We start from the raw sequence: 21,074 nt of genomic DNA, 5'->3' as shown, positions 1-21,074 counted from the left end.
TTGGTTTTATTTCATTTTACCAATATTTTAGAGCTTCTACTAACAAATTTATTTTTGATCAACAATCCTTTTGCAAAAAAATACGACGAGAAAAAAACAAATACAATTGTTCCACACCAAAGAAATATATGTGGAAATGATTTGATATATAAAACTGATGGATAATCTGGGGGATCCATTATTAAAAAACGCTCCAGATTTTCGCATAATAAAAGTGCAAATAGTGAAACTACTCCTGAGAGACTATTTCCTTTTTCTTTTTTATATATGAAATAAAAAAAAAGTCCTGTTATAATACCAATAGAATATTTCAAAACCCAAAAAGGGCTATTCTTAAACAGATAGACAAATACAGCTGAAAAGGAACTGGCAATAAATAATAGCAGAAGTAATTTTGAAATAGATAAAAGAGGATTTTTTTTATCATAAAATAAAAACATGAATATACAACTTAAAGATGTTGCTATTCCTACTCTCATTATATAGAAATATTCAGCTAAAAAATTCCTGTCAATAGATTCAATAGTCATCAATATAATAAAAGAATACATATAAAAAATTCCAAATAGCATCAAGAATAAAATACCAGACAACATCTTTTTCAATAAAAAGTTCTTATCTAAATTACTATAAAGAAAATCCTGTTGTTGCATATCTTATTATTTAGTATCAGTTACCTTATACATTTCAATTCAAGGCATTAAGAACAAATAAAATTACAGCTAGACAACTACTCATTTTTAGTAATGATTAGCCTAATTTTTGTTTGACATCTTATAATTCTTATTTATTTTTATTCTTCTCATCCGTATAAAAAAGAAGAAAAAAAATATCACCACACAAATAGTTCTCAAAAAATTACAGATATTTTCTTTATAGTTAGAAAACTCCTATAAGTTAGATGAGTAAAAAATATTACTATTTTAAAACACTAAGATTTTATAAAAACAAGAAGCGGTGCTTGACCGCTTCCTGATAATTGAGATAAATTAGATTTTAGCCCAATTGTTATCTAATGTTGCATTACCTAATGTAATTTTTTCTGCTGAGAAAGTGATCTCAGTAGTCATTGGAGTTTCTGCCATAGCATCAAGTTGCTCGCTGAAGAATACAATAAATGCATTTTCAAAAGAAAGTTCTTTCATTACTTGTTCAGAATCTGCTTTGAAAAATTTTACTTTTCCGCTTACAGGTTTGTGCTGACTGTTTACTGCCTGTTCGATAACAGTAGTATTGTCTGTAGATTTTAATTTTAGGTTTAATCTACCTCCTTTAATTTCAGATGAAACTGCTCCTTTACCATCAGTATGTCTTAACATATCGACTTTTGAGAATAATACTTGGTACTCGTTTCCTTCGAATTCTAAAATTGCTTTAAATGCCATAATAAAAATAATTAAGTTAAAAAATGTTTTTTTTTTAGAATCCTCTTTATTTTGTATGACTAGTATTAACAAAAAAAAGAGGTATTCTACATGATTTTAGAATACCTCTTTTTTGTACTAATGTACTTTTTTTAATTGCTTCTTGTAGGAAGGTGAGGGTGATTCGCAATCAATAATTTGTACGAATATACAAATACAAATTAAACAAACAAGTTTATTCGTAATCTTTTTCATCAAAAATAGTAAAATATTTTTTTCACGAAAATTAGAATATGTAAGAATACAGTATTTGCAGGGCTTGCAGAGAATTTATATGGATTTTTTAAATGTGAAATATTAATTAATAATATTTTTCATAAAAAATAATAAAATAAATCCCAGAAGCACAACCGTAATGTGCAAGATGATAGCATTCACCTGAGGCTGCAATGAATTTATCTGAGTTTTTATATCAGAAGTCGCAATTGTATGGATTTCATTTATTTTGTTTACTTGTTTTTGTAAAGAATCAATCGTTTTGTTTAAATATAAAATATTTTGGTGCTGATTAGAAAACAGGCGCTTAACCTCCTTGTCTGATAAAGCCGCTTTTTTCTTAATAACTCCGGTTTTAGGTTCTTTAAGTGTTAACTCACTTACATCTTCAATTTTGCTGTTATTGACTTCAAAACTTTTATTTAGCTTGTTTACCAAAAAAAAGATAAAAACAATATAGGAAAGTAAAAACGTTGGTAAAATGTACTGAACAATTATCTCTATGGGTTTTGGTCTCACCGCACTATGAATATTGTTTATGGTACTGTAATTAGTAAAAAAAATAGGTTCTTGTTTTTTCTCTTTATTCAATCTTTCGTTTTTAAATTTTTCTTCTAAATCTATTAGTTCAAACCGATCCAGGGAATAAACCCCCAGACTTTCGGTTAGTTTTTTATGATGTACCATCCAATTGAGCACTTCTTCCATTTGATATTCAGTAATGCCCGGATCTTTAAGTCTCCATAAAATTTCATTTTTTGTGAGTTCACACGGTTTTCCTTTGCTTTCAAAATAAAATAACTCTAGAATTATTTCATGCAAAGGTTTTGTCATTTCTATCGTATTCATAATCTCCATAATGCTTATTTTATAATAGAAGTTTTTTTGATATATAATAATATTTAGTCTGAGATTCATCGTCAAAAACCTCAAAAGTATTATTGCGCTGCATTTTTTCTAAAACCTCAACCTTACTGTTTAAAGTTGTAAAAATTGTTCTGAATTGGTCCGGTTTTTTCTTAAACTTTCGAATATCTTTTATCCTTATTTCATGCAACTCAGGGCTATTTACAAATACTCTTGTCTTGTAATAAAGTAAATCTGCCAAAGAACTTCTGTTTTTTATTGATTCAGTTTGTCTAATTTTACTAGCAAACATTTTACATCTGTCCCTAAAGCTTAAAATCTCGACTTTATCAATATTTGCGTTTGTATATTCTTTGCTAATTAATTCTCTGTAGTTTTCTATAAGCTGCTTAATTTCGCTCTCGGTCAGTAAAATATGGACTTTGTTTTCTAAACTACTGTTAAGGGTATCTTTTGCGTTTATTACAAATGTTTCGCTTTTATAGTTTTTGGGTATGTCGGTGCTTGTACTGTCTTTTCGAGGATAATTTTGAATAAGATTATTAATCGTTCCGCTTGGCTGACTTCTTAAAAAGCTAAACTCATTTTTGTATTGTGTCAGTGATTTTAATAATGTATTATTTGTTTTAATAGTTTTACTAATAACGCTGTCAATGGATTTATTGATAGTTTCCGGTGTAAGCTCTCCATTTAATTTAGGAAAAATGATACCTCCGTTAAAATTACTTTTTAATGGTGCATCGTAGATATAATCATTATCTACATCACCATTGTATATAAACTCATCGTTTTTTGCTATCAGTTTTGGGTCAACATAATAGTTCTGAATATTTTTTTTATTGGCACTACTTGCCTCGCTTAAATACATTTTACTCTGCAGAATAAAATCCTGATTATCGGAATTGTTTTCATTTTTAAAAATAATGAATAATATTTTAGCATTATTTTTTGCCAAAATATTGAAACTATCCGGTAAAACGTTGTTTATAGATCCATCTAAACCTGTCAGGATAAAAAAGTTATTTTCAAAATTTGTTTCTGAACTCAAAAACTGGCTAATATTTGTATTACTGTTGCGTAAAATATTCTCATCCAAAATTTCATCCGGTGTCTTAATGCTTTTCTCTATTAAATCAAACCATTTTGAAAAAGATTGGGATTTTATCAAATAATAACTTTTAGATTTCCCTTTTGCTATAAACGAATATGTAAAATTATAATTGGCATACAATTCACTACTGGTCGTTAATTTAAGATTCTGTAATGCCGAAAGTGTTTTTTTTAAATATTGCTTTGTTGAGTTGTTGTTCTCAAAAACGTAATAAAAATTAATATTTTTACTTTCCAAAGCGATTTGTTCGATGGTTTTAATCGAAATATCATCGCCTTTTAAATTTGTAATTTTGTTTTTGTCGTGGTTCCAAACATTTATGGGCAGCGATATTTTACTTGTGCTTTCGAACTTGATTGGATCACTTGACTGATTTTCATTTACAAAAAAAGTATTCTTGTACAATTCATTAGCCAGAAAATTAATTTTTCCTGAAGAAAAATGCAGCGTATCTGCAGGATTCAGCCTGACAACCATATTATCTTCTATAGGATTCAAATATTGCAAAGGAACCCAGCCATATTTAAGATTGGTTGTGTCTTTTGGCATAACATCATCAAAATTTGATACAAAGGCTGAATTGGTGGTTTTGTTGATTTTATATACATATACAAAATCATTTAGTTTGATATTTTTTTTAGATGCTGATTCTAAGTTGGGATCGTTCTTTAATAAAAGTGTGCTTTTTTTGACATTTTTACCACTGGAAAACAAGTTGTCTAAGGTATTTGAAGCCACAAAATATTTTACATACTTTAAATTGACCTGATTTTGCATCGCCCTGCTGTATTCAATGACATTTTCTTTTTTAATCCAACCCAAATACTGCACTTCTTTTGCATTAGAAAAATGATTTTTTTTACTGCGTAAAACGGAAAATGTTCCTTTAGGTTTTCCAATCAATTTTTTATCTGCAACCACAACCTCATAATAGTTTTTATCTTCATCGATCACATACATTGGAGACAAAATATTGGCTTTATTGTTTACTTTGGCACCATAAGGTTCTTCGTAAATATTATTATCACTTCTATCTGAAAAAACTAATTTAAGCTGTGATTTTTCACTTTCTTTTTGCTTTTCATTATCATAAGTGTTTACTGTTTTTCCTGTTTTTTCGATAACACTTGTGCTATTTTTAACCTGAGAAAAAACACCATTTGTTACCAATAAGCAAATCAACGAGGTATATCGAAGTAAAATACTAATTTTCATCTATTTACTTTGTTTTTTAGTTTTTTGAGTAACATTTATTTGCTTAAAGCATTTAATGGTATCTAATTTTACTTCCTGAATTATAGTAGAATTTCCGTCTAAGTAATGAAGTCCCTGACAATAACTTAAAAAATCATTGTATTTTTCTTCGTTTACCACTACTACTACATCAGATAAATCATTGCAGATGTATTTATTTTTCAAGTAATTAACCTGTTCTTTATACATTCTTGTATCCCTTGCGCCCAGATTGGCAATAATTTGCAGGCGCTTTTTTATATCGTTCAAAACAATCCCTGCAGAATCTACAACTTCTGGTTCTTTGAATGGTTCGTACAATTGAAGAATCTCTATTTCTTTTGTTATAGGATATCTGGTTTTATCTGTTTCCAATTTTACGGTATAAATACCGGGTTGGGTAAAAATATAAATAGCCTGCTTTTCATAAGAATCGATCGTTCCGGTTTCACCAAATTCCCAATACCAATTGTTTGAACTTGGCGAATATCCTGTAAACACAATTTCTTCGCCTACATAACCAAACTCTGAGCAAAATATTTTTGGAATAGAATCTTTTGCTGTCAATGCTCTTCCATTGACGATATTAATTTGTTTTGAAAAATCGAATTTATTATCAATTTTGAGTGTTACTAAGTATTTGCCTGCTCTGTCATAAGTGTAATTTACGCTTCCTTTACTAACAATCGAATCACCGTTACCAAAATACCAGACTGCTTTTTTATCTGATATCAATGTACTGTCATTTATCTTAAAAGATAATTTTTCATTTAATTCATACTGATGATTATCGTTATCGTCTAATATTGAAAAATCAAGATTACTTAATCTTTTATTGTACGGGAATAATAATGCCACTATAAACAAAATTATTGCAATACAAAACAAAACGATAACTACTGTTTTATTTTTAATGTTCATTTTTAAAATTTGCTTTACATTCGTTAAGACTTGTTTGTACAAGAGTATCGTTCTTTTTCACGGTACTTTCTTCAAGGTTTATCTCTAAAAAAACATTTAACAGGTTGCCGCCAATTAAACAAAAGTTATATGACGAATGAAATTCGTTATCCTTATACAATCGCTTATAATCTGATATTCTTCTTTTTACTTCATCAATACGCTGTACCTGGTTGATGTCATATTTAATTGTATCAATGGTCTGGAAAATTTTTCTGGATTTATTAGCATAATCTACTTTTATCTTCTGCATTTTTTCATAATCATTGATTCTGTTGAGCATATCTGTATTATTAAAATTGGGTGTTTTTAATAAAAACTTGGTAACAACAATAAATATAATACAAGCACTGATGATAAATAATAAGTTGAATTTTACCTTTTTCCAATATGTTTCATCAAATTCTATTGCCTTCTTCATAAAATGGGATTATTTTTTTTTATTTTCCTGATCGTGTTTATCAATACATTTTTTAAGCTGAGTTTTATTTATGTCGTAATTTGTCTCGGCTTCTTTCAAAACGTCAATTTTAGTCTGTATATGTTGCAGTTCGACCAAAAACTCTTCATATAAAACAAAAGAATTTGTCAAATTTGTTTTTGATTTTTGAATCTCATTATTGATAGCAAATCTTTTCTCATTGATGAGAGACTGAAGGTTTTTGCGCTCGTTTAAGGTTCTGTCTTTAAATCTTAAATCGTTGATTTCTATTAATATTTCATCTAAGAGCAGGTTCATTTCGCCTTGTTTTACTGCGATATCATTGTAGTATTTATGTTTTTGCTCCAACTCGGCAACGCCTTTATTTGCAGTTATCAGCGTGATATAGAGACAACCAAAAACAAAAGCGAATGTTATAAAAAACATAATAAAAAACTTGCGCTTTTTACTGACTATTTTAACGTGATTAAGTGGTTTCATAGTTGTATGTTTAATCTAGTATTGACCACGTATTGCTTTTTGGGGCTGACACTTTGGTTTCTTCACTAATTACAATATTTTCTTTTCTGATTCCGATGTATTCTAATTCGCTTAATTTTTGCCATAAGCGTTTTAAAATCCCTAGAAACTGATTTAGTTTTTCCAGTGTTTGCGCAATGTCATTATGGTCATAAACAGCGCTTTTTGCTTCAAACAATACACTAAGTAATTCTGACGGTTTTACATCAATCCATTCGTAATAATATTGTAAAAGCATTTCTTTCTCTTTGTCGTCCATTAGGGTCAATGTTGAGATAAGATGATTGGCCAACACAATTATTTTGTCAAACATATACACCGGAGCTTCTTCAGAAGCTATGTTTTTAAGATAAAAGCAATGCTCTGCATAGTAATCAATTATTTTGGTACACAAACTAAATGTGTTCGATACTAATTTGTTGTTACTGGAACTGTGCGCGTTTTTTTTATGAATTTTTATCGAAAAATCGTTTAACTGATATAATTCGGTATTAACTTTTGTAATGAATTGATTTAAAGTTTCATTGTTTTTTGTTTTTACAACCGGAGCTATATATTTTCCGTCGTCAAGGAATGTACCGTTTTGAAATGCTAATTTTTTTACGATTAAAAAGTAGCCGGATAAAAAATTATCATTCACCTCATTCTTTTTGACAATATGTAACTTTATCTCCGGAAGCGCATGAGGATGATGTAACGGAATTATTTCCGGATCTGGAATACCTACAGGAATTAGATCATAAGGATTTATAGAAACTATAACGTAATAATACTCTGCAGAATTTCGGTCTAAATCATTTGCATTGATACTTGCTTCAGGAAGTTTTGTACCATAAATATCCTGATTGTAAGAAATTACATATCCGTTTTTGGCAATTACATCGCATTTTTTTAAATAGGCAACTAATTGTCCACCTTCAATTTTTATTTCAACATCTATAGATATATTACCTGCTGGCTGAATAGCCCCATAATTAAAGTTGTTTAACTGAACTTTATTATAATCACTGACAATTGTTATAAAATTGAAATAATTATTGATAAAATGGTCTTTTGTTAGTTTTACACCATCTGTCCAGTTAATTGGTAAATGTATGTTTGATTTCATAATTGGTAAGTGTTATATTCTGGTATTAGTTAGTTTTATTTTAGATAATGAAGTATTGAATACATTCATCTTAATTATTCCTCTATTGGATTTTGTTTTTTCAAAGTAACTCTTTTAGCAAAAATGGTTTGTTTGTTTTTTAGTTTACCCTCTGAAATCGTCTGATAAGGACTCAGATTCCTGATAAACAAAGGAAAACTGAAATATTTTGCCGTATAAAAAGTCCATCCCTTATCTTCATGCTCGGCACTGGATTCTATGGCATCATTGGGAAATCTATAATTTTGGTCTTCAATAAACTTATCAAACCAATTACCCAGATTAACATCCTGGGCAATTTTTACATCAAATTTTGAAAAGAATTCAGAATTGCTTTTTTTCTTTATATGTATTGATACCTGCATTAAACGAAACTTATCAATATTGTCCCAATACTCAATGTCTTTACGTTCTTTTCCAACCCTCCAATATTCATAAAATGACTCAGGAATCTGTAAATATTTTTTCTTTGATTCCTGAAAAAAGATTGGCGCAAATAACCATAGGATATTAAGCATACTGATATGAGCATAGCTGGAAATAGCGATATAATTAAACACCAGGTAGTAAATCCAGGAAGAGAGAATTGCTACAATTAAAAAAAGAAAAACTTTTGCCGGGGCACTATTTTGTATTTCTATCTTTTGAAATAAGGCAGAATCCATAAAGTACAACAATCCAACTCCGAGTATTAAGTACCATAATACTGAAAACAATAAGCCAAACCAAATAAACTCATTGTTAAAAAACGCAAACAAACAAGGTAAAGCTGCTATAAGCGAAAAGCATAAAATAAATATTATGGCCGCCTTGGCTTTTATTTTTACACTCGAAAACTGACTCATAATGAGTGTTATAATAAGTATCAAAAACGGCGCTAAAAGGTATTTTAAAAAAAAGGGTAGTATTGTATTCATAAGTGAATGTTATCTCTTTTATTATAGTTTAAAAATTATAAAATGGTATTTATACCTAAATAGTTTTCGTTTAGTTTTATCCCTAATTGATAGTTATTAAAAAAAACAATGTCAACTTTTCTGTTGCTAATAAGAAAATACTCTAATACTTTTCGGGTAAGCTCCATTTTATTTTCTAAAATGGAATAATCAATATTTCCTTCAAAATATAAGGTTACCTCAACATCATCAATCTCACTTTCTACAGCTCCGCTAAGTCCTAAATTAAAGCCTAAAGTACCTTCGCTTAATTTTAAAAAAGGAGATGTCGTAAATACATGTTTTTTATATTTTAGTTTTACTACATTGCCCAATAGCATTTCTAAAACTTTTTCCAGCTCCGGAAGATTTTCTTTTAGCTTTTCGGCCTCACATAAATAAATGAACAGATTCTTTTTTTGTTCTTTAGATAAATTAAAATCAATACCAACTAGTTCATCTACTATATTTAGAAACAAATCAATCTTGTCCTGAAACAAGTGTAAGCTTCTGATCGCATAATGAGTATTAGCAAAGAAAATTTCATTATCAAAAGGCATAAAGAAATCTAGAGCATTATTCTCTGTTTCCTTATTTTCTTTAACTGCCTCTACAATCTCTTTGTTTGACATTGTAGGATTACTAACCGACAAGGGATGAAAAAGCAGTTCAGGTAAATTATGGTAAATGCTGTTTTTCGCCAAATGCAGAACAAGCGCTTCCTTGGTAAATCTGGAATCTTCCTGATATAACATTGAAGAGATATCAATAGCATCTCTGGAATTGTTTCTTTTTGAAAGACCTTTGTGCCTAACAAAAACTTCGGTATCATCTTTTAGAATATTCTGCAATTCATAAAAAAGAATTTCACCTCTTAAATTGAAATTAAGCTGTTGTTTTAAAACTGTAATATCCTGTTCCATAACTTACTTTTTTCCCCAAATAAACTCATCTTCTTTTATATCTAAAACAATAGCTTCATTCTCAAGAATAGCTTCTGATATAATTAATTTTGAAATTGTTTTCTTTAGATACGTTCTCACGATTCCGGCAATAGGTCTGGCGCCATACTTTTTAGAAAATCCTTTATTTGTCAGATATTCTAAAGCTCCATCTGACAGATCAAATGAAATATTTTTGATGCTTATCAATTGCTCTTGCAAGCGATTTAAGTGTAATTTAAAAATGGCTTTGGCAATTTCTATATTGATAGGGGCAAATGGAACAACCTCTGTCAAACGGCCTAAAAATTCAGGTCTGAAATGCTGGCTCATAATCTCAATTAATTGATTAGAAGTCGGTAAATGACCGCTTTCTATTTGCTCCTGAATCCATTGGCTTCCAATGTTTGATGTAAAAATGATGATCGCATTAGAAAAATCTCCTTCACGTCCTAATTTATCATGAATTTTTCCTTCATCCATAATTTGCAAAAACACATCATAAACAGAGCTGTGTGCTTTTTCAATTTCGTCAAAAAGTACAACTGAATACGGTTTTTGCCTAATTTTATTAACCAGCATACCTCCTTCTTCATACCCTACATATCCCGGAGGAGCACCATATAATAAAGCTGCCGAATGTTCTTCTTTAAATTCTGACATGTCAAATCGAATCATCGCATTTTCATCATCAAACAACAATTCAGCCAGCGTTTTTGTCAATTCTGTCTTTCCCGTTCCTGTTGGTCCTAAGAAAAAGAAGGATCCAATAGGTTGTTTAGGATTACTCAAACCACTTCTTGATTCGATAATAGCTTCGGATAACGTTTTTATAGCATGCGATTGTCCTTTTACCCTTTCCTGCAATTTATCCTCAATTGTTAAAAGCTTTTCTTTTTCGCCCGCGCTTATTTTTCCCAACGGTATCCCGGTCGCATTAGAAACCACTGCCAGAATCTCAGATTTTGTTACAACCGTAATTTTTTCTTTTGCTATATTTTCAATGTTCGATGCTAATTTCTCGATATCTTCAAAAGTAACCGGCTCATTTTTTTGTCTTTTCGAATTTTCCGTAACATCGATTTTACTGGTTACAACACAGCTTATTCGATTGTATATTTCCTTTTCAAGCAAACTCATTTTTGATTCATCAGCAGGATCAGATTCTTTTATCTGTTCTTTTATTTTTACAATTTCTACTAATGAATTTGCATTGGAAACAATTACTGATGAAGCCGTTCTGTCTAATAAATCAATGGCTCCGTAAGGCAGTTTTTTTTCTTTATAAAATCTTTTAGACAAATGAATTGCTTCCTGTATTACCTCTTCATTAATGGCTATTTTATAATGTTTTTCTAATTTATTTTTATAAATATTCAAACATTCAACCAGTAAAGAATAATCCAGCTCTTCAATAAAAATGTTCTCAAATTTTCCGTTTATAGTAGTTCCTTCAATTGATTTTCTATAAGAATCAGCATCAATTGAGGCAATAATATTAATATCACCCTGGGTTAATTGTGTATTAATAATATTGATGACAGCATTTGATTTAGAGTTTGATGAGTTTAGCAATACCTGTATATCATCAATAAAAAGAATGCTTTTTCCGTTTTTGGATAATTTTTCGAAAATTTCAATAAGCTTTTTTGAAATCTCATTTTCATTACTGCAATTTGCAACGAGTTTAGAAACATTTAAAGATAAAACAAGTGTTTCTTCAAAGAAATTAGGATCTGTTTCGTGTAAATTGTGAATAAGGTTTTTGATAATACTTGTTTTTCCAATACCGGATTCTCCAATTAATAAAATACCATGGTTTTCATATCTTTCTATATTTTCAAGTATCAATCGAACTTCTCTATTTCTGCCAATGATACTGCTTCCCTCTTCAATAATATTTTTTTTATATAAAGTATCGCAATAGCTAATGTCGATCGTTTCCTGCTCATCGGCATTGTCTACCAGACTAAAACTCTTTTGATTATTTCTAAGTCCAAAGTGTTTCAAAAGTTCTTTATCGCTTAAGTTTAAGCCATCAATTTGTTTGTCACTATAAACTAATCCGGGTTTAATAATGGCAATAAAAACACAAAATGCATCGATAGAATCTGCCCCTAATCTAATTTTATTGAAATTTGATTCTGTAAAAACGTGTTCAACTTCGGTATCACTTGTAATACTATTATCATTGGTTTGAGATGAAGTGTACACTTCTTTTCTCACATCAAACCATTCTTTTATATACTCTATATCTTTAGATAGTGATTTTAATACTTCTACTAATCCTGTTGGTTCAAATAACAATGCATACGCTAAATGAGCTACCCCATATGTACTGTGACCATCCTGAATTGCTAATGATTTAGCAGATTTAATTGCAGATAATAAGCTTGGACTATAATCTAATTCGTTCATAAGTTTAATTAATTGTAATTTGAAACGGAATGTTCATAACCGATTGTTTTTCTAAAGTTTCTTTTAAAAACATCTCTATTTTTTTCTTGTTTTCTATCTGCAAAGCATATTTTTCCTGTAAAACAACTTTGATATCAATGGTTCTGTATACTCCTTGTTTTCTATTGCTGCTTATCCCTACTCCATCTGTAATTAAAACATCTTTAGTAATATTTCTTAAATGATAGTGCACCGCTGATTTTATATCTTGTTTGGTTACTAAGCGCTCTTTTGACAAAAACCCGTAACGCAAATTAATTAGTTTCTCGACCTTATTATTCCTGTAAATCCCTCCGATTGAACTTGTTTCAAAAATGGTAGAATCCTGAGCTAATTCGGATATAGAGGTTTGCTTTAAAACAGTGCCTTTTTTTAAATTATTGGCCACTTGTCCATTCGAAGTCCAATACGAGTAATAAAGAATTTTAGATTTGTCCGTTTCATGAATTAAGGCATATACTTCCTCCTCGTTAACCTGACTGTAACTGCTATTAATTTTGCTTTCGATCGAATTAAGTTCTTCGTTGATTCTGGTCATCGTGGCATCAATATAATCTGCATTTATATTAGAAAAAGAACCAATATCTTCTCGTAATGCCCTTGCTAACTTTTTAAGAAAAAATTTTGCATTACGCGAATCATAATTTTCTAATCCGCCATAAAAAATAGTAAATGTATTTGAGGTAAGCGAATTAGCTTGTTTTATACCATTTGTAAATTCAATGTTTTTTTCGTTAAAAATTTTCATTACATCAAGAAAATGGGTATTCCTTTCTGCTTTCATCGGGAAAAGACGCCCTTCGATCTGAGCATTATGTACTCTGTTGTTTAACTTTCTATTGACAATTGGAAACGTATTTATTTTTATTTGAATTTTATCGAATTCTGTTTTAGTAAAAATTTCAGGAAATATAAATTCTAACCAAATCAATCCTGTGTCTTTTTTGCTGGTTTTTAGCTCTTCTTTGTCTATTTCAAATCTGTTTAATATCGATTCGTAGATCAGGTTTTCTACGTTAAGCTTTACTTTGTAAATAGAATTTTTATAGAATGATTTTATATTTTCGGCATAATGTTTATTATCCTGAACTTCCTCAAAAGTTTCATTTTCGATTTCAATATTATTCCCCAAAGAATCTTTTACTTTTATAAATTGTAAAAAGTTATCTAATGATGAGTTTTCTGTTATAAAAGTAAATTTCAATGAATTAAGTTTTTCCAGATTTTCTTTCGAAACATCTAATCCAACCCAAATACGATGATCTAAAACCTTATTTTGTGCAGATAAATGCTGTACCGTTTTTGAAGAATCTATTAAAAATGAGTCATACATTTGAAAACTAATCTCTCCTTCTACAATATTTTCATTTGTAAAAGGTGTAAAATAGATATCATAATCAACATTGGTGACCATTCCAGATTTTACAACAAATTCAGTATCATTATTTAGTATAACAATACCTTTGGTAGCCGTTGTACTTGCCAAAGTATGAGCCGGCATTGGCAAATTCCACTGACTTGGTACGATCTCCTGGGCAATTCGTTCGATAATTTTATTATCAGATTCTACTCCTTCCTGATACAAATAATAAAGTTCATGAACAAAAACATCTAATAACATCATCACCAAAGGATCTGCCATATTGATATCTTCAATTCCCCAAATTTCCAGGCATTTTTTTTGTATCCTGTTCTTTATTTCGATAAACTTAACGTCTTTCATATTTTATTTTATTGCGAAATTGGGCTAATATTCAACTTTGTGTGAAAATTAAATGGAATTAAACTTTCTATGATCGAACCTTTTACGACTATATTCGCTTTTCTTCTAATACTTGAACCTAATTCTTTATCATTAATTTCATCTAAAGAAATCGAAACTTCACTTAGAATTAGTCTTTTTTCGAAAGCCTGAATTGAATCATATAATGATTTTCTGACCAAATCTTCCCAGTCTCTTTTTTTAATATGTTGATTAAATTCTAAATCCCAAATAATCGTGCCATAGCTTGGTGTCTCTGGAATCTCACCAAAAGAAGTTGTAATTATCATCATAATATTGTACGCAATCGACTCGTCAATCTTACAAAAATTCTCCTGTGAACCTTTAAGCAAAGACTTAAAATTAACGGGGTATTTCAGATATTTCATCTTAAAAAATATTAAGTTGTTTTTTAACAAAAATTATGGTGTTTCTAATTTTTTAACATAGTACGACAAAAATCCAAATAAAATACTTACAAATCAATATTATTTAGAAGTTTTTTTTTATTAGTTTTACAAAATTAACTAAAAATCTTATAAAATTATGAGCATGTTCAATTATGGTATTGGTGGCAATGAAGTGAAGGTTGATGCCAATGAATCAATTTTAGAAATTCCTTCAAACAGAACATTACTAATTCAAAAACTTACAAATGAGCAACCGGTGGGACCCGAAGCTGTGTATGATTTGCAGACAGTAGAAGCTGTGTTTGAAAAGTACAAACCAAGTGTAGATTTTGAATTTACTACTGAAGAAGGTTCGGATTTAAATGAATCTATGGTATTTCAAAACTTAGGAGATTTTGGAGCAAAATCAATTAAGGAGAATAGTCCTTTTTTAAATAAATTAAATACTGAAAAAGAACAAGCTTATAAAATTGTGCGTCAACTATCCAGTAACAGAGGATTAATTAAAGCTATTCAGGACCCTGCTGTTAAAGAGGCTATAATTGAATTACTTGAAAACGCTAAGAATGAAATTAACAACAATAAACTATAAATATGGCAACTCAAACTAAAGAACAAAAAAGTCATGGTTCTTCAACCGAACAATTGCTACAGGAACAAGGTAGCAAAATAAATTTATTAAATGAATATGGCGGTTTTGCCTTTTTAGAAAATGTAATCGACGGATTGTCAAACTTAAACCCTACGAGAAAAGCGAGAAAAAATATTTTTCTTAATGATGCACAATGGGAAAATGAGAGAACAACTCTAACCAATAGACTTGAGTTATGGTTGGATTTATTAAAAGGCAACGATTCTGTTGAATCTATGATTGAAGTAGCAAATGCAAAAGCTACATCTGCAGATTCAACATTAAACAGGAATTTAAAATACGCATTAAATGTTTCAAGAGAACTGGAAACATCTTACCGCAGTGTCGCTTTATTCTATAAAAATGCTGAAAGCGATAAAATTAAAAATGTAACTATCGTAAATGCAGATATATCTCAATTAAAAGATTTAGATAATACTTTGTTTATTGATTATGTTTCAAACGAATTAAAACAAAATTTTGACAGACTAGATTTGAGAAAAAACTACTCCATTCTTTCAGTACCCGGTTATTTAGGTTCTAATGCTGTTTTAGATAAATGGTCTAAAATAGCACACGAAAACAAAACGGTATTATTAACTGATTTTCAAGATCTTGAGACTCCAGATGACGTTATAGATATTTTCTTTAATGCAAATCATACAGGTGGTGATGTATTTAAATCTAACACAATCATGACTTGTAACTATTTACTGGGAAGAAGTAAATATGATGAAGTTGGAGAGGAAGATAATTTATATGTACCGCCATCCACTTCTTTAGCAGGTAAAATCTACAAAACGCTAATGTCTCAGGTTGTTGCGGGTAAAAAATTTGGAGGTCTAAACGAAGTAGAAAGTGTTCGTTTTGATTTGAAAAAGAGCGAAATTTCAGAGCTTGAAAAAATGGGTCTTGTACCAATGGTAAATGAGTATAGTAAAATTATGGCTTTCTCTGCTAAAACATTATTTAACGGAGACAACTTAGGCTTACAAACTTACTCTGTAGTAAGAGTATTTGATCACATTACAAAAGTACTTTTCGACTTTTTAAACAGAAGAGCTTTTGAAAACTGGACAACAAGAACAGAAGCTGATTTAAGAAGCCAAATCATTAAGTTTTTAGATGGAATTAAAGGTCCAACTAATCTTATTGAAAAATTTACAGTGATGAAAATTGAACAAGATAAAACTCAAAAGGACAGAATTTTATTAGACATCCATATCACACCATATTTTCCAGCTAAAAGCTTTGTAATTCAATTAGATGGACATAAAGGAGATGGTCCAGAAGAAGCTGTTTGGCATAGTGACTACAAACAGGTTTAAACATACGTTTACCTATCAAATTTATTTTGACCCCAAAAAGTTTTTTAAAGCTTTTTGGGGTTTTTTAATATAAAATTATTCTTATAATTCCAACACGAATTTTCTTCTATTGTTGTCAAATTTTAAGATAGAAACCAACTAATTAAGTTAAGATAGTCTTATAAAGTTGTTATTATATAACAAGTGACTAAAATTATATAAACAATAAATTGAATTCAGCATTTACATTTGACATGTTGTTAAATTGATTAATAAAAATTAAATTAGACTTTATTTAATCAAGCATAGGAACGCTCAAAACTTTTATGAATCCTTTTAAAATTCAATACAAATGGTTTACTTAGATACTGACTTAATGCGATTTTTAGATGCACAAAATAAACTTTATCTTACTGCACTTTCAGAAATCAAAAAAGGCAAAAAACAAACTCATTGGATGTGGTTTATCTTTCCACAAATAAAAGGACTTGGTACTAGCAGTATTGCAAACTATTATGCTATAAATGATCTTAAGGAAGCTGGCGAATTTTTGCAGCATCCCGTATTAGCAAAACATCTTATAGAAATTTCAAAACTTTTACTGACTTTTAAAAGAAAATCTATTGAGTCTATTTTGGGAGATTTGGATGCTCGTAAACTACGTTCATCCATGAGCCTTTTTTCACAAGTTGAAAATGCTGACCCAGTATTTAAGGAAGTTTTAGATACATTTTTTTCTGGTCAGTTAGATTCACAAACTTTGTCATTAATTAATTCTAATATTAAGCTGGCTGTGGCATAATTAGAATAAAAAAAGTGCACAAAAAATGTACACTTTATCAATTCATTATTTATAATGTCTTTTAGTTTATTTCCTATTTCTATCAATAAGTCTTTTAACTCCTAATCTTGATTTATAAAATAGAGCTTTTGCTGATAATTAGCAATTGAAGTCAAAGTATTATAAATATATTTAGTCACCAATGCTCCACCATCAATGTTAATTAAATCAACATCATCTTCTGGAGTATGATATTGCGGATGCCCTCCGGTATGGAAACCTATTACGGATATTTCCGATTTGTAAAACGAAACATGATCAGATCCTCCAACTTCTCCGGCGTGAATTACGGGATTGAGTCCGCTGTTTTCGCCTAGTTTTTTCATTAGTTCTACTCCGTCGGGGAAAGTTCCGGCGCCACCCATGTAGATTTGTTTTTCTGCATTTAATCTTCCCACCATATCCATATTAAGCATTACTTTTACGGCGGTTTTTTCGACTGGTAAATGCGAAACGAAATATTTAGAGCCTAATAAACCTTCTTCTTCTCCGCTAAAGGAAATAAAAATGATGCTTCGTTTTGGTTTGATTTTCGCTTTAGATAATTCTTCTAATATACACAACAAAGCCGAAACTCCGGACGCATTATCATCTGCTCCGTTGTGAATCGCTACAACGTCTTTCTTTTTACTTCCGGATGCTTGTCCGCCCCAACCCCAATGATCGTAGTGTGCTCCAATTACGATAAATTCGTTTTTTAGATTTTCATCAGATCCTTCGATATAACCGACAACGTTTTGGGTTTTAACGCTGTCTGATTTTACTTTATTCAAACCTTCTTTTACAAAAAGACTGAAAGATTGGTAATAACTATCGTTAAAGTTTTTTAATCCGAATTTCTTAAAATATTTTTCGATATAAGCTGCTGCATCATTATTGCCTTTTGTTCCAGGAAAACGACCTTGCATTTTATCTGACGAAAGATATTTATCGTGTTTGTAAAATGTTTTAGGATTGATTCCATTTTGAGCATTAATTGCAATATTGGCAAATAATGTAAGTAGTAATACGGTCTTAAATTTTGAATTTTTAAAAAGTTTCATCATAAGCGTTTATTAATTTAACACATAGAGACATAGTATTCGTAGCTTAAAAAAAGGCGTTTCACTTGCATTAACAAACATAGTTTCTTTGGGACTATGTGTGGGAAACTAGTTTCTTTTTATATTCTTTTTTACTCATTTCAATATAAATCTATGTTTCTATGTGTTAAAACAAATTATAGCAACGAGTTATGCTATTTATCTAATTCACATCAAAACTTACATGTTTAATGTATTTTCGATTATACGTATACAAAACATGTACTTTTTTATCTGAAGTCTGGATAATAGCCGGATAACTAAATTCTCCTTCGGGTTGATATTCAAGGTCGAAAAGTTTTTGCCAATGAATTCCGTCTTTTGAATGTTCAACATCTAATACATTTCGTCCGTTGAACCAGTCTTTTCCTTGTTTTAGTGGGTTATTAACTACCAGGAAAGACTTTTTAGATAAACTTAAAGCATCAATTCCTGAATTTGAATTCACAACATTTATACTATCTGTTTGACTCCAACTTTGACCGCTATCTTCAGACCAGCTTGTAATTAGTTTATTGTGTTTACTTCTAAACAACATCTGTAGTTTTTTATCAGAATGTACCAAAAACGTTGGCTGAATAATATCGAAATTCTGTTTGTTTTCGATGTTTATTTTCTCCCACTTTCCGGTTGCTTCCGTGTAGGTTTCTACGTGGCTTCTCCATTCGTTTTTTTCTACGCTTTCTGTACTGCTTCCGCATAAAATAACTCCCGGCGTTGCTTCAATCGGTTTGTTTTTTATCGGACCTAAAATACCTTCTGGTAAATATTCGGGATTGCTCCATGTCGTTCCATCATCTTTAGAAGTAATCATAGCGCCAAACCATTCTCTTGGATTTTTACCGACTTTATAAAACAAGTATAAGGTTTTACTTTTGGCTTTAAATAAAACCGGATTCCAACAAGCCAGAGTGTCTTTTTCCTTTATTAAAGGTTTAATCAAGTTTTGCGGTGCAGACCAGGTTTTGTTTTTATAGTTTGAGAAATAAATTCCAACGTCTTTTGCACCTTCGTAACTTCCGCCAAACCAAGCCGCCATGATTTCATTTGGTTTTATTTCGACCAAAGTTGCAGCGTGACTGTTTGTAGTAATTGGTTTTTCTGTTATAAAAGTATTTCTAATATTATAAGCTTGTGGGTTCTGTTTTTGAGAAGTACACGTAATACTTATCAAAACGAATAGTAGTATTGAATAAAATTTTGAAATCATTGTATTGTAAAAGTTTTTAAAGTGAAATTTGAATGGTAATTTCAAATCTCACTTTTCAATTTAATGGCGGGGATTATTTTTTGCTCAGGCCTAATTTATGTCCCCAAACAGCATAGTATAAAATAATGATATAACATGGCAACAAAATCCAATATCCTTCTGTAGCTGCTTGAGCTGTTGCAAAAGTATCATTGATTCCAAACGAAACCATATCGGCTTTGGTTAAATCTACAATTTTTCCATATAAAGGCGGAATAACTGCTCCTCCGGAAATTGCCATAATCAACAATGCCGAAGCTGTTTTGGTAAACTTTCCCAAACCTTTTAATGTTAATGGCCATATTGCAGGCCAAACAAGTGCATTTGCAATTCCTAATGCTGCCACAAAAAGTATGGAAACAAAACCTGTAGTGAAAACAATGCAAAAACAAAATATGATGCCTAAAATAGCACTTATTCTTAAAGCCAAAGCCTGAGTAATAAATTTCGGAATTAAAAATACACCCAAAATATAAGTACCTACCATTGCCATTAAAGTGAACGTTGTAAAGAACTTAGCATCTGCTGCAGGAAAACCTAACGAAATACCATAAGCAATAATAGTATCTCCAGCAATAACCTCAACGCCAACGTACATGAACAAGGTTAATACGCCCAGCCATAAATGCGGAAACTGGAAAATACTTGTTTTTGTTGTTTCGCCTTCTTTTGATTCTTCAATTGGTGCAGCTTCAACATCTGGCAAGGGGGCTTTTAGAATTAAAACTCCCAAAACAAATAAAATAATAGCCATTATTAAATATGGTGCTACTACACTATCAGCCATCGTATCTAATAATTGTGCTTTTTCTGTAGCGTTTACAACACTCAATTTTTGTTGGATTTCATCAATTCCTGATAATAAGATTGCTCCAAAAATTAAAGATCCCAGTGCACCCGCTATTTTATTGCAAATACCCATAATAGAAATGCGTTTTGCAGCACTATCAATTGGCCCCAAAATAGTGATATAAGGGTTTGATGCCGTTTGTAATAGTGTCATTCCTGTACCCTGAATAAAAATACCCATCAAAAACATCCAATATGTTCTCGCTTCAGCTGCTGGTATAAAAATTAAAGCACCTAATCCTATAATAAACAATCCGAGTGACATCCCTTTTTTATAGCCAATTTTATTTAAAATATAAGAGGCCGGCAAAGCCATCACCACAAACGAAATATAAGAGGCAGATGCCACTAAAAGTGATTGCGCAGATGTTAATTCGTTTATTGTTTTCATAAACGGGATTAATGCGCCATTAATCCAGGTTACAAATCCAAAAATGAAAAATAGTCCGGCAATAATTAGTATTGGTATTAATGTGGTTTGGTTAGATGAGGATGGTTTATTGGTATTAGCCATAATTTTATTTTTTGCTGGTTATCTTCTTTCTTCATTTTTATTGACTCACATTAAAATTGAGATAACCTTTTTTATTATTCTGTTTTCATTGTTTTGTTTTTGGCTATTTTAGAAATAGTCGTATAAAACAAAAGGAGAGTTACCTCTCCTTTTATCTTTAAAGTAACGAACCTCTTT

At 30.3% G+C, this 21,074-nt stretch carries 19 protein-coding genes; 3 read left to right on the top strand and 16 right to left on the bottom strand.

What is annotated here, in order from left to right; translation table 11 throughout:
- Nucleotides 1-11: 11 nt before the first annotated feature.
- From BUE22_RS00190 to BUE22_RS00130, 13 genes are all read right to left on the bottom strand, one after another.
- On the bottom strand, nucleotides 12-653 hold the full coding sequence (locus tag BUE22_RS00190; RefSeq protein WP_124020521.1) for a hypothetical protein: 642 nt from the start codon (nucleotides 651-653) through the stop codon (nucleotides 12-14).
- Nucleotides 654-989: 336 nt separating this feature from the next.
- Complete coding sequence (gene tssD / locus BUE22_RS00185; protein WP_042563897.1) at nucleotides 990-1,385, bottom strand: type VI secretion system tube protein TssD; 396 nt, start codon at nucleotides 1,383-1,385, stop codon at nucleotides 990-992.
- Between the two features lie 336 nt (nucleotides 1,386-1,721).
- Nucleotides 1,722-2,498 (bottom strand): DUF5457 domain-containing protein, encoded by a 777-nt coding sequence (locus tag BUE22_RS00180; protein ID WP_124020522.1) that lies wholly within the window; start codon nucleotides 2,496-2,498, stop codon nucleotides 1,722-1,724.
- A 10-nt stretch (nucleotides 2,499-2,508) separates the two neighbouring features.
- Nucleotides 2,509-4,833, bottom strand: coding sequence for a type VI secretion system protein TssR domain-containing protein (tssR, locus tag BUE22_RS00175; protein ID WP_124020523.1), 2,325 nt, complete (start codon nucleotides 4,831-4,833; stop codon nucleotides 2,509-2,511).
- On the bottom strand, nucleotides 4,834-5,772 hold the full coding sequence (locus BUE22_RS00170; protein ID WP_042566690.1) for a PKD domain-containing protein: 939 nt from the start codon (nucleotides 5,770-5,772) through the stop codon (nucleotides 4,834-4,836).
- Nucleotides 5,762-6,232: a type VI secretion system TssO gene (gene tssO, locus BUE22_RS00165; protein ID WP_042566691.1), complete on the bottom strand. Its 471-nt coding sequence runs from the start codon at nucleotides 6,230-6,232 to the stop codon at nucleotides 5,762-5,764. Before tssO ends, BUE22_RS00170 begins: the two co-directional genes overlap by 11 nt.
- 9 nt (nucleotides 6,233-6,241) lie before the next feature.
- Nucleotides 6,242-6,733 carry a hypothetical protein gene (locus tag BUE22_RS00160; protein WP_073392760.1) on the bottom strand — a complete coding sequence of 164 codons (492 nt, stop codon included), beginning with the start codon at nucleotides 6,731-6,733 and terminating at the stop codon, nucleotides 6,242-6,244.
- A gap of 10 nt (nucleotides 6,734-6,743) precedes the next feature.
- Nucleotides 6,744-7,880, bottom strand: coding sequence for a hypothetical protein (locus tag BUE22_RS00155; RefSeq protein ID WP_073392757.1), 1,137 nt, complete (start codon nucleotides 7,878-7,880; stop codon nucleotides 6,744-6,746).
- A 74-nt stretch (nucleotides 7,881-7,954) separates the two neighbouring features.
- On the bottom strand, nucleotides 7,955-8,836 hold the full coding sequence (locus BUE22_RS00150; RefSeq protein ID WP_159438453.1) for a TssN family type VI secretion system protein: 882 nt from the start codon (nucleotides 8,834-8,836) through the stop codon (nucleotides 7,955-7,957).
- Between the two features lie 35 nt (nucleotides 8,837-8,871).
- Nucleotides 8,872-9,777: a hypothetical protein gene (locus BUE22_RS00145; RefSeq protein ID WP_073392754.1), complete on the bottom strand. Its 906-nt coding sequence runs from the start codon at nucleotides 9,775-9,777 to the stop codon at nucleotides 8,872-8,874.
- Between the two features lie 3 nt (nucleotides 9,778-9,780).
- Complete coding sequence (locus BUE22_RS00140) at nucleotides 9,781-12,213, bottom strand: AAA family ATPase (RefSeq protein ID WP_073392752.1); 2,433 nt, start codon at nucleotides 12,211-12,213, stop codon at nucleotides 9,781-9,783.
- Nucleotides 12,214-12,217: 4 nt separating this feature from the next.
- Nucleotides 12,218-13,975, bottom strand: coding sequence for a hypothetical protein (locus BUE22_RS00135; protein ID WP_073392749.1), 1,758 nt, complete (start codon nucleotides 13,973-13,975; stop codon nucleotides 12,218-12,220).
- An 8-nt stretch (nucleotides 13,976-13,983) separates the two neighbouring features.
- Nucleotides 13,984-14,403, bottom strand: coding sequence for a GPW/gp25 family protein (locus BUE22_RS00130; RefSeq protein ID WP_042566697.1), 420 nt, complete (start codon nucleotides 14,401-14,403; stop codon nucleotides 13,984-13,986).
- A 157-nt stretch (nucleotides 14,404-14,560) separates the two neighbouring features.
- Here BUE22_RS00130 and BUE22_RS00125 point away from each other — a divergent pair, with 157 nt between their 5' ends.
- The 3 genes from BUE22_RS00125 to BUE22_RS00115 all read left to right on the top strand — a co-directional run bounded on the left by BUE22_RS00125 (nucleotide 14,561) and on the right by BUE22_RS00115 (nucleotide 17,164).
- The gene (locus BUE22_RS00125; protein ID WP_042566698.1) at nucleotides 14,561-15,016 is read left to right on the top strand and encodes a hypothetical protein; all 456 of its coding nucleotides are present in this window, start codon (nucleotides 14,561-14,563) and stop codon (nucleotides 15,014-15,016) included.
- Nucleotides 15,017-15,018: 2 nt separating this feature from the next.
- On the top strand, nucleotides 15,019-16,383 hold the full coding sequence (locus tag BUE22_RS00120; RefSeq protein ID WP_042566699.1) for a DUF5458 family protein: 1,365 nt from the start codon (nucleotides 15,019-15,021) through the stop codon (nucleotides 16,381-16,383).
- Nucleotides 16,384-16,714: 331 nt separating this feature from the next.
- Nucleotides 16,715-17,164, top strand: coding sequence for a DUF1810 domain-containing protein (locus BUE22_RS00115; RefSeq protein WP_073392747.1), 450 nt, complete (start codon nucleotides 16,715-16,717; stop codon nucleotides 17,162-17,164).
- Nucleotides 17,165-17,265: 101 nt separating this feature from the next.
- Here the strand turns inward: BUE22_RS00115 and BUE22_RS00110 are convergent, their stop codons facing one another.
- The 3 genes from BUE22_RS00110 to BUE22_RS00100 form a co-directional block, all read right to left on the bottom strand.
- Nucleotides 17,266-18,249: a M20/M25/M40 family metallo-hydrolase gene (locus tag BUE22_RS00110; RefSeq protein ID WP_243396815.1), complete on the bottom strand. Its 984-nt coding sequence runs from the start codon at nucleotides 18,247-18,249 to the stop codon at nucleotides 17,266-17,268.
- Between the two features lie 199 nt (nucleotides 18,250-18,448).
- A complete protein-coding gene (locus BUE22_RS00105) occupies nucleotides 18,449-19,495 on the bottom strand; it encodes a sialidase family protein (RefSeq protein ID WP_073392738.1) in 1,047 nt (348 codons plus the stop codon).
- 73 nt (nucleotides 19,496-19,568) lie between these two features.
- Nucleotides 19,569-20,897, bottom strand: coding sequence for a sugar MFS transporter (locus BUE22_RS00100; RefSeq protein ID WP_073392734.1), 1,329 nt, complete (start codon nucleotides 20,895-20,897; stop codon nucleotides 19,569-19,571).
- Nucleotides 20,898-21,074 lie beyond the last annotated feature (177 nt).

Origin of the sequence: Flavobacterium pectinovorum (assembly GCF_900142715.1) — a bacterium.
Classification (GTDB): domain Bacteria; phylum Bacteroidota; class Bacteroidia; order Flavobacteriales; family Flavobacteriaceae; genus Flavobacterium; species Flavobacterium pectinovorum.
Note: the sequence above shows the minus strand (reverse complement) of the source record. Positions and strands in the feature narration are given on the sequence as shown.